Origin of the sequence: Kitasatospora sp. NPDC059817, from assembly GCF_042731835.1 — a bacterium.
Lineage (GTDB): Bacteria > Actinomycetota > Actinomycetes > Streptomycetales > Streptomycetaceae > Kitasatospora.
The window spans coordinates 1-10,309 of sequence record NZ_JBHWIR010000143.1; the positions used below are offsets into that span (position 1 = coordinate 1).

Annotated in this window: 7 protein-coding genes and 1 other RNA gene; all 8 read left to right on the forward strand. The window is 70.9% G+C overall.

What is annotated here, in order from left to right; genetic code table 11:
* The first annotated feature begins 103 nt into the window (after positions 1-103).
* The 8 genes from ACFV61_RS25965 (at position 104) to ACFV61_RS26000 (ending at position 10,078) form a co-directional block, all read left to right on the forward strand.
* Entirely contained in the window at positions 104-1,240 is a 1,137-nt protein-coding gene (locus tag ACFV61_RS25965) for a S41 family peptidase (protein ID WP_063349175.1), read from the forward strand.
* Between the two features lie 43 nt (positions 1,241-1,283).
* On the forward strand, positions 1,284-1,760 hold the full coding sequence (smpB, locus tag ACFV61_RS25970) for an SsrA-binding protein SmpB (RefSeq protein ID WP_063349176.1): 477 nt from the start codon (positions 1,284-1,286) through the stop codon (positions 1,758-1,760).
* Between the two features lie 85 nt (positions 1,761-1,845).
* Positions 1,846-2,227, forward strand: a transfer-messenger RNA (tmRNA) gene (gene ssrA / locus ACFV61_RS25975).
* 128 nt (positions 2,228-2,355) lie between these two features.
* Positions 2,356-4,659 (forward strand): HelD family protein, encoded by a 2,304-nt coding sequence (locus tag ACFV61_RS25980; protein ID WP_380494173.1) that lies wholly within the window; start codon positions 2,356-2,358, stop codon positions 4,657-4,659.
* Between the two features lie 323 nt (positions 4,660-4,982).
* Positions 4,983-6,455 (forward strand): NAD-dependent malic enzyme, encoded by a 1,473-nt coding sequence (locus tag ACFV61_RS25985; RefSeq protein ID WP_063349178.1) that lies wholly within the window; start codon positions 4,983-4,985, stop codon positions 6,453-6,455.
* Between the two features lie 509 nt (positions 6,456-6,964).
* On the forward strand, positions 6,965-7,246 hold the full coding sequence (locus ACFV61_RS25990) for an HU family DNA-binding protein (protein ID WP_030059737.1): 282 nt from the start codon (positions 6,965-6,967) through the stop codon (positions 7,244-7,246).
* Positions 7,247-7,345: 99 nt separating this feature from the next.
* Entirely contained in the window at positions 7,346-8,518 is a 1,173-nt protein-coding gene (locus tag ACFV61_RS25995) for a TolB family protein (RefSeq protein WP_380494175.1), read from the forward strand.
* Positions 8,519-9,022: 504 nt separating this feature from the next.
* Positions 9,023-10,078: a hypothetical protein gene (locus tag ACFV61_RS26000; protein WP_380494176.1), complete on the forward strand. Its 1,056-nt coding sequence runs from the start codon at positions 9,023-9,025 to the stop codon at positions 10,076-10,078.
* Positions 10,079-10,309: the final 231 nt, after the last annotated feature.

Consider the following 10,309-nt stretch of genomic DNA (forward strand, 5'->3'; position numbering starts at 1 on the left):
CGCGGGGGCGGCCCCCCGCGGCCCGGCCCGGGGGGGGCCCCGCCGTCGTTTCGCCCGCCGTTGTGGCCCGTCGCGCCCGACACGGTGTCTACACTCCGGTGCCATGCTGGAAACTCCGCGCAGGGCACGTCAGGTGGCCACCCTCAGCCTGGTGTTCGGTGTCGTGCTGATCGCCGGGGCCGCCACCGGCGCCTGGGGCGACCCGCCACGGCACCCGGCCGCCGGCGCCGCCCCGGTCGCGGGCGCGGCCCCGGGCCTCCCGGCGGACCCGGCCGGCACCGCGCTGTCCGAGCAGCAGGCCGAGCACCTGCTCGGGGCCAACGGCGACCGCTGGGGCGCCTACTACAGCGCCCAGGAGTACGCCGCGTTCAGCCAGGGACTGGACGGCCGCTACCTGGGCGTCGGGCTCTCGGTCGGCCGCGGCGAGGACGGCGCCACCGCGGTCTCCCAGGTCGCGCCCGCAGGGCCCGCCGCCACGGCCGGGATCGAGGCCGGCGACCGGCTGCTGCGGATCGACCAGGACCAGGCCGACCACCTGCCGGTCACCGAGGTGGTGGCCCGGCTGCGCGGGCGCGACGGCGAGCGCGGGGTGGGCTCCGAGGTCACCCTCGCCGTGCGGCGCGGTGCCGGCGAGGTCCGCGAACTGCGGCTGCGGCGCGCCCTGTTGGACAGCCGGCAGGTCACCGCCGAGCAGCTGGAGAAGGGCGTGCTGCGGATCGCCGTGCGGGCCTTCACCAGCGGCGTGACCGATCAGGTGCGCGCCGCTCTGCGCGCCCCGCACGCCGGTGTGGTGCTCGATCTGCGCGGCAACTCGGGCGGGTTGGTCGAGGAGGCCGCCGGCACCGCCGGGATCTTCCTGGACGGCGGCCCGGTCGGCTCGTACCAGGAGCGCGGCGAGACCAGGGAGTTGACCGCCCCGCCCGGGGGCGACCAGCGCACCCCGCTGGTGGTGCTGGTCGACGGCGGCACGATGAGCGCCGCCGAACTGCTCACCGGCGCGCTCCAGGACCGCAGCCGCGCCGTGGTGGTGGGCTCCCGGACCTTCGGCAAGGGCACCGTCCAGCAGCCCAGCCGGCTCGCCGACGGCGCCGTGCTGGAGCTGACCGTCGGCCGCTACTACACCCCGGCCGGCCGCTCCCCGGAGGGCTCCGGCCTGACCCCGGACGTCCCGGCGGCGGCCGGCGAGGACGCCGACGCGCTCGCCCTGCGGGTGCTGGCCGGGCTCGGCACCCGCGCCTAAAGGGGCTGCCCCGAACCGGCCGAAGTGCGAGAATGGCCGCGCTATGGCAAAGGAAACCGGACAGAAGCTGATCGCGCAGAACAAGAAGGCGCGACACGAGTACACGATCCTCGACACCTATGAGTGCGGCCTCGTGCTCACCGGCACGGAGGTGAAGTCACTGCGCGAGGGGCGGGCCAACCTGGTCGACGGCTACGCCTACATCCAGAACCACGAGGCCTGGATCGACAACGTGTTCATCCCCGAGTACACCCAGGGGACGTGGACCAACCACGCGGCCCGGCGCAAGCGCAAGCTGCTGCTGCACCGGCTGGAGATCCGCAAGATCGAGAGCACGGTCCGCGACGCGGGCCACACGCTCGTCCCGCTCTCGCTGTACTTCAAGGACGGCCGGGTGAAGCTCGAACTGGCGCTCGCGGTCGGCAAGAAGCTCTACGACAAGCGGCAGACGCTGCGCGAGAAGCAGGACACCCGCGAGACGGCCCGCGCGGTGGCGGCCGCCCGGCGGCGCCAGGGTTAATCCGCTGGACCCTCACCCGCCGCCTCGCGTACTATGGCGTCAGCAACACGGACGGTCACCGTCCGGCTGTTTCTCAACAAAACATGGGGATGATCGGTTTCGACAGGGGATGTTGAAACAGGGGAAGCGAGCCGAGGAACGCGGCAATGATCTCGTTAACCACGTGTCGCAAAAAAATAATCGCCAACTCTAAGCGCGATTCCCAGCAGTTCGCTCTCGCTGCCTAATAAGCACCGATAGCGCTTGGGTGTCAGACCGGGGAGTTCCCGACCCGGACCCTGGCATAATCTAGGGAACTCAACCGTCCGCCCGGGCTGCGAGGGCGGATGGGAAATCAAACAGCAGCTGGGCCTGTTGGCGGCTTGTCCGTGTGACTGCCAGGGCCGAGAAAATCACAGCGGACTGCGCTCGGAGAAGCCCTGAATTAACTCCACTGGACCCGGGTTCGATTCCCGGCATCTCCACCACCCCATGTTGACAGTGAAGGCCGTCCACCGCTTTGCGGTGGGCGGCCTTCACGTTTACCCCGGTTGGGGCGTAGGATCATCCGTCCGCTCGTTTTCCGGAGCCGGATTCCGCCGCTACCACCGAGGCCATGCAGAGCAACACGGACACCACCGCCGCCACCGACCGCGAGACCGTACGCGAGCGCGAGATCGCCGGTGAGCAGCAGCACCTCGACACCGTCTACCACCGGCTGGAGGAGAAGCTTGCCGAGGCCGAGTACATCCTGGAGGACGCCGCCAAGCGGGTCCACGTCGGCACCCCCGGCGCGCTCGCCGAGCGCGACGCCCAGGTCTACCGGGCCGGCGCCCACCTCCAGCGCCTGAACAACGAGTTCGAGGACTTCCTGTTCGGCCGGATCGACCTCCAGCGGGCGGACGCCCCGGAGGAACACGGCATCCCCTCCGACACGCCGCTCGACCCGGCCGACCCGGCCGTCGCCGAGACCCTGCACATCGGCCGTCTCGGTGTGCTGGACGCCGAGTACGGGCCGCTGGTGATCGACTGGCGGGCGCCCGCCGCCGCGCCGTTCTACCGCGCCACCCCGGTCGAGCCGGGCCGGGTGGTCCGCCGCCGGGTGATCCGCTCCAAGGGGCGCAGGGTGATCGGCGTCGAGGACGACCTGCTGCGTCCCGACCTCACCCCGACCCTGAACGGCCGGGAGCTGGCGGTGGTCGGCGACGGCGCACTGATGGCCTCGCTCGGCCGCGCCCGCAGCCACTCGATGCGCGACATCGTCTCCTCCATCCAGAAGGAGCAGGACGAGGTGATCCGGGCGGCCGCCGCCGGCGCCACGCTCGTCACCGGCGGCCCGGGCACCGGCAAGACCGCCGTCGCCCTGCACCGCGCCGCGTACCTGCTGTACCAGGACCGCCGCCGCTACGCCGGGGGCATCCTGGTGGTCTCGCCGACCCCGCTGCTGGTCTCCTACACCGAGGGCGTGCTGCCCTCGCTCGGTGAGGAGGGGCAGGTCGCCATCCGCGCGGTCGGCTCGCTGGTGGACGGCATCGAGGCGGGCACCTACGACAGTCCGGAGGCGGCCCGGGTCAAGGGCTCGGGCCGGATGGTGCAGCTGCTGCGCCGGGCGGCTCGGGCCGCGCTGGAGCTGGGCGCGCCGCAGGAGCTGAAGGTGGTCGCCCGCGGCGAGGTGCTCAAGCTGGACGCGGGCCGGCTCAAGGCCGTGCGCGGCAACGTGATCGGCGCCGGCGGCACCCCGCTGAACCTGCTGCGCCCGCGCGCCCGCCGGATGCTGCTGGACGCCCTGTGGCAGGAGCTCACCCGGCACCTGCCGAAGCCGACCGACCACTACGCCCGCGAGCAGCGCCAGGAGGAGAAGGAGTCCTTCGACGAGTACGTCTCGGACGAGGCGCCGTTCCTGGACTTCCTGGACGCCTGGTGGCCCGCCGTGACCCCGCGCCGGGTGCTCGGCACGCTCAAGCAGCACCGGCACATCAACCGGATCGCCCGCCGCGCCGTCTCCCCGGACGACGCGAGGCTGCTGGCGGCGTCCTGGCGCCAGCTGTCCCCGAACGGCGAGGGCGCGCTGTCCGCGCACGACGTCGCGCTGGTGGACGAGCTCCAGGTGCTGCTCGGCGAGGCGGCCCGGCCGAAGGTGCGCGAGGTGAACGCGGTGGACCTGCTGAGCGGGCTGGAGGAGGTCACCACCTTCGCCGACCGCAGCTCCCGTCAGCGCGAGCGCGTCCCCGTCGAGCGCACCGAGTACGCGCACGTGATCGTGGACGAGGCGCAGGACCTCACCCCGATGCAGTGGCGCATGATCGGCCGCCGGGCCCGGATGGCGACCTGGACGATCGTCGGCGACCCGGCGCAGTCCTCCTGGCCGTTCCCGCAGGAGGCGCAGGCCGCACTGGACGAGGTGCTGTCCGGCAAGCCGCGCCGCCGCTTCACGCTGACCGTCAACTACCGCAACCCGGCCGAGATCGCCGAGGTCGCGGCCAAGGTGCTGGCGCTGGCCGCGCCGGGCACCCCGTCGCCGACCGCGGTGCGCCGGGTCGGCGTCGAGCCGCGCTTCGCGGCCGTCGTGGATCCCGCCCCGGAGGCCTTCGGCGCGGCGGCCCGGGCGGAGCTGGAGCGGCTGCTGGGCGAGGTGGACGGCACCGTGGCGATCGTGGTGCCGATGGACCGCCGGGCCGAGGCGGCCGGCTGGGCCGAGGGCCTGGGCGAGCGGGCGGTGGTGCTGGGCAGCCTGGAGGCGAAGGGCCTGGAGTACGACGCGACCGTGGTGGCCGACCCGACCGGCATCGCCGGCGAGTCGGAGGCCGGCCTGCGGGTGCTGTACGTGGCGCTCACCCGGGCGACCCAGCGGCTGACCGTGCTGTCCGGTCCGGACGACCTGCCGGACGCGGCCGGCGTGCCCGCGCTGCTGCACGGCTGACGGCCGGTCCGCCGGACGAAGAAGGCCCCTCACCGGATGGTGAGGGGCCTTCAGACGTTAGTGACACCGACCCGCCATGCTCGCCTCGCGGCAAGTGGTCCCTCGAAGGGACGAAGGTTGGGCCCGGGGGCTTGGATCGAGCCGGTGTCCCGTCCAATGTAACGCATCGGCCCGGAGAGGCAAGAAGTTGTCGGGTCCACACACTCAATGAACGTTATTTCTGGCTACCCCTTGGAAGGTGCGACGATCGAGGTCTAGCATGCGCAGGCGATGCCTTCAACAAAATGTTGAACCTGCCGCACGGACGGAAGAAGGAAGCGTCGATGGCGACGGTGCCCAGTGTCTCCAACTCGATCACGGTGCGGCTGGAGGTCCCGGCCCGGGGCAACGCCGTCAGTGCGATCACCACGGCCGTGGAGTCCTCCGGCGGTTCGGTGACCGGCCTCGACGTCACCGCCTCCGGCCTGGAGGCGCTGCGGATCGACGTCACGGTGGCGGCCTCCTCGGTCGCGCACGGCGAGGAGATCGTCGAGAAGCTGCGGGCGATCGACGGCGTGTCGATCGGCAAGGTCTCGGACCGCACCTTCCTGATGCACCTCGGCGGCAAGATCGAGATGTCGTCCAAGCTCCCGATCCGCAACCGTGACGACCTCAGCATGATCTACACCCCGGGCGTCGCCCGGGTCTGCATGGCGATCGCCGAGAACCCCGAGGACGCCCGCCGCCTCACCATCAAGCGCAACAGCGTCGCCGTGGTCACCGACGGCTCGGCGGTGCTGGGCCTGGGCAACATCGGCCCGGCCGCCGCACTGCCGGTCATGGAGGGCAAGGCGGCCCTGTTCAAGCGCTTCGCCGGGATCGACGCCTGGCCGATCTGCCTGGACACCCAGGACACCGACGAGATCGTGGCCATCGTCAAGGCGATCGCCCCCGGCTTCGCGGGCATCAACCTGGAGGACATCTCCGCGCCGCGCTGCTTCGAGATCGAGGCCCGGCTGCGCGAGGCCCTGGACATCCCGGTCTTCCACGACGACCAGCACGGCACCGCGATCGTGGTGCTGGCCGCCCTCACCAACGCGCTGAAGGTGGTCGGCAAGGAGATCAGCGACATCCGGGTGGTGATGTCGGGCGCCGGTGCCGCCGGCACCGCGATCCTCAAGCTGCTGCTGGCGGCCGGCGTCGAGCATGCCACCGTGGCGGACGTGCGCGGTGTGGTCCACCAGGGCCGGGAGGACCTCAACGACAGCCTGCGCTGGATCGCCGAGCACACCAACCGCTCGGGCCGCACCGGCAGCCTCAAGGAGGCCGTGGCGGACGCCGACGTCTTCATCGGCGTCTCGGCCCCGAACGTCCTGGACGGCGACGACCTGGCCACCATGGCCGAGGACTCGATCGTCTTCGCGCTGGCCAACCCGGACCCGGAGGTCGACCCGGCCATCGCCCGGCAGACCGCCGCCGTGGTCGCCACCGGCCGCAGCGACTTCCCCAACCAGATCAACAACGTGCTGGTCTTCCCGGGTGTCTTCCGCGGCCTCCTGGACGCCCAGAGCCGCACCGTCAACACCGAGATGATGATCGCCGCCGCCCGGGCGCTGGCCACCACCGTCGCCGACGACGAGCTGAACGCCAACTACATCATCCCGAGCGTCTTCCACAAGGACGTCGCCAAGACGGTCGCCTCGGCGGTGCGCGAGGCGGCGCTGGCGGGCGTCCAGGAGAGCACGGAGCCGGCCCGTCCGACCCCGGGCATCGTCGGCACGCTCGACGCCTCCTCCTTCCCCACCGTCAAGCTCTGACCGGCGAGGTGGCCGACGTGTCGCTGATCGGTCAAATGTCCGAATAGCGGCCTTACCCGTCCGAGTCCGCCCCGAACCCTTGCGACACAAGGGCGAGGGGCGTGTTTGGGCTTGTCGTGCCTAGGGCGTACGGTAGCCCTGCACGGGGCAGGCGTGTCCGACAAGTACGGAACGTCCCCCTGGTCTTCCGGCGCGTCGTCCCGACCGCCGCCCGGGCCCGGTCCGCCGGAGCCGACGGAGCGTCACACCTCCAACGGGCGGGGTTCGTTCGGGTGTCGTGGCCGGGGCCCGATTGGCTTTCTCGGGGCCGGTCGGGGCAGGATTCGTATCCAGGCAGGCGGACGGGCCTTCGACGGCACCGGCGCGCGGCATCGGGTACGGACCCGGCCTGCGACCACGCATTGCCTGCATGAGCACAGTGTGCGGACCTGCGGCCTATCCGGGTGCCCCCCGGTGGGAGTACCGATGGGCCCCCGCACACCGCAAGCGAACAGACCACAGGAGTACACATGAACCGCAGTGAGCTGGTGGCCGCGCTGTCCGAGCGCGCCGAGGTGACCCGCAAGGACGCCGACGCCGTTCTGGCCGCCTTCGCCGAGATCGTCGGCGAGGTCGTCGCCAAGGGCGACGAGAAGGTCACCATCCCCGGTTTCCTGACCTTCGAGCGCACCCACCGCGCCGCCCGCACCGCCCGCAACCCGCAGACCGGTGAGCCGATCCAGATCGCGGCCGGCTACAGCGCCAAGGTGAGCGCGGGCTCCAAGCTGAAGGAAGCCGCCAAGGGCGCCTGAACCACCCCTTGAACGCCCGAGAGGCCGGGGGGGCCCCCCGGGGGGGGGCTGAGCGCCGACGGCCGCTACGCCCTGTTCTCCTCGGACGCGACCAACCTGGTGCCCGGCGACACCAACGGGGCGACGGACGTCTTCGTCCGGGACCTGCACACCGGCCGCACCCAACGCGTCAGCGTCGGCGCGGACGGCGCCCAGCTCGACGCCCCCACCACCCAGGCATCGATCAGCGGCGACGGCCGCTTCGTCACGTTCAACACCAAGGCCACCAACGTGCTGCCCGGCCACAAGGCCAACAACGGCGGGGAGGTCTACCTCCGCGACCTCCGGGACGGCGTCACCGAGCTGATCACCGCCGGCGACCCGGCAGCCACCGGCCAGGACGGCCGTATCTCCCGTGACGCGGTGGCCAGTTGGGACGGCCGCTTCGTGGCCTTCTCCTCCTCCCGGACCGACCTCGCGCCGGTCGGCACGTTCAGCAAGGAGAACATCTACGTCGCCGACCGCCGGGAGGGCACCACCCGCCTGGTCACCCTCGGGGTGAACGGCAAGCCGGGCAACGGCGACTCCTACCTGCCCTCGATCAGCGCCGACGGCCGCGTCATCGGCTTCAAGTCCCGCGCGTACAACCTGCTCCCGGCTCCCGCCCAGACCCCCGCAGCCGCCGCAGCCCCTGGGGACCACGCGGACCACGGCGACTCCCCCGCGATCCTCGGGCACGCCTCCTACCCCTTCTACGTGTTCGACCAGCACACCGGGGTGATCAGCGGCGCGAGCACCGACCCCGCCGGCCAGCTCGCCAACACCGGCCTGGACGCCACCCTCAGCCCCGACGGGCAGTACGCCGTCTACACCCTCGACGCGCCCGGCGGGCCGATCCTCAACCGTCACCAGGAGCTCTACACCCGCGACCTGCGCACCGGCACCGTGGCCAGGGTGACCACCCCGCTGCCCGGCACCACCACGGTCGGCTCCGCCGGTCGCGGCACCATGTCCTACGACGACCGCTGGGTCTACTTCGTCTCCGACGCCGGCAACCTCGTCCCCGGCGTCGACGGCGGGCGGCAGAACGTGTTCCGCCGCGACCTCGCCACCGGAGCCGTCGAACTCGCCGGCGCGGCCGAGGACGGCACGGCGAGCACCGGCACCTCGGACAACCCGTACACCGACGCCTCCGGCGGCGCCGTGCTGTTCACCTCCGAAGACGGCACCCTCGTCCCCGGCGACACCAACCACGCCTCGGACGTCTTCCTCCGCCGGCTCCTCACGCACTGACCGCGGACGGGCTGTTACGGGTGCTGACCAGGCGGGTTCCGGAATCTGCCGGTGAAGGGCGGGACCACCGGTCATCCCGGCCACGAAAAGCATGATCCGGCGGGGAGGAACAATGGCAACACCCGTAACAGCGTTCGGGCGAAAACCGTGCCGCCCGGCGTCGCCAGCACATAATCACCACATACTTACCCCGAATTGTACGACCACTGTCAAGGCACCAAGGTGCGCCAGGCCGCAGTGACTTTCAGGACACTGTCGAGGATTTGGTTTTCAACATCCCTCGGGCGACGGATGCTTGTACGTACAGTCTCCGTTCTTTTGGCGCTGCCGTGCTATCCGCAGGCCAGTCCACGGAGTTTGCAGCAGGACGTGCTGCTCCCGGCGACGACTCGTGAGGTCGATCGTGACAATGAGAAAAGCCTCAGGAAGTCGATAGCCGTATCTGTCGAGACGGCACCCAATCCAACCGTCCAAGGAATAGTCCGAGACGGAACGAGGGTAAAAGTGAAGGCCCTTCTCTACCACTTCCACGGAATCGACGACTTCGATTTCTCGACCATCTCGCCCGAGGACCTCCCCGAGGTCCAGAAGGCTGCGGAATCCCGTGAGTACGGAATTCTGCCGACCGTCTACCTGCGCCGGGAGAATCTCCCCCGCCTGGTGGAGGTCCTCCAGGAGTACCACCGGCTCGAACAGGCGAACGCGGTTCCCAACATCGCCGGTTTCGCGATCGAGGGCCCGCTGCTCGGGCCGCAGGGCGGGATACCGCGGGCCGGACGGTGGTTCCCGTCGGCGAAGGAGTGGGACGTCATCGCGTCCCTCGGCCCGCTCGGCCTGCGCTACATCGTGATGGCGCCCGACGCCATGGCCCTGGACGAGCGCATCGACGCCGGCCCCACCTTCGCCGACCTGCTCACCAGCTTCTACGAGCAGGGGCTCCGGATCGCCGTGGGGCACTTCCACCGGGAGGTGCCCGAACGCAGTGCCGTCCGACTGCGGGAAGTGCTCGAATTCCTGCACAGCCGCTACGACTCCTCCCCGTACCTGGTCCTGACCGACCATCTGTACAACGACACCCCGCGGAACTTCACGCATTCCTGGCGCACGCCGCAGGAACGGATCAACCGCGAAGTCGAACTGCGGCGGGTGCTCGATCCCGACTGGGACAAGACCGACCTCCGGGAACTGCTCGGCCCCGTTCCGGCCGAAATGCTGCGCTCCGCACGCGAGTCCCTCCTGTACCCGTGCATCAACTTCGACGGGTACCACGTCGACCTCGAAATCTGCCGGCGCACCGTCGAATACCTGGGCGTGGACCGCCTCATCGCGCTGACCGACCACACCGAGGTCGCCACGATGGCCCAGGAACCACTGACCCGGAGTGACCACAATCCGCTGTGGCTGCGTGACGACGGGGCCGTGGCGGCGGGTTCGAGCGGTTATGAGCAGCAGCGGCAGAACATTCTCTCCATCGGATTCGACGACACGGCGGTTCACCGCATGTTCGTCGACAACCCCGTGACGGCGGTCGGATACCGCATCAAGAAGGGCGCCGCGTAAGGGCCTGGAGGGCCGGAAATCGGAAAAGACATCGGGACAGGAACTCACGGCCACTCGGGCGTTGCGCCCCGGCCACTTCCTCGACCGTGTCGTGCGGACCGGGGACACGACCGCCGCCACCGCGGCGCTCCTGGTCGTGTCCCCGGCAGCCGACGGCCCGCGCATCCTCCAGGACGACGTCCGGCTGCGGCCTGGGGCCGCCCGGCAGGCCCCCCGCGCCCCCCCGCCCCG

What these genes read in the sequence shown, in the direction of transcription:
- ACFV61_RS25980 (WP_380494173.1), top strand. Translation starts at nt 2,356, where the DNA reads ATGCAGAGCAACACGGACACCACCGCCGCCACCGACCGCGAGACCGTA.
- ACFV61_RS25965 (WP_063349175.1), top strand. Translation starts at nt 104, where the DNA reads ATGCTGGAAACTCCGCGCAGGGCACGTCAGGTGGCCACCCTCAGCCTG.
- ACFV61_RS25985 (WP_063349178.1), top strand. Translation starts at nt 4,983, where the DNA reads ATGGCGACGGTGCCCAGTGTCTCCAACTCGATCACGGTGCGGCTGGAG.
- ACFV61_RS25990 (WP_030059737.1), top strand. Translation starts at nt 6,965, where the DNA reads ATGAACCGCAGTGAGCTGGTGGCCGCGCTGTCCGAGCGCGCCGAGGTG.
- smpB (WP_063349176.1), top strand. Translation starts at nt 1,284, where the DNA reads ATGGCAAAGGAAACCGGACAGAAGCTGATCGCGCAGAACAAGAAGGCG.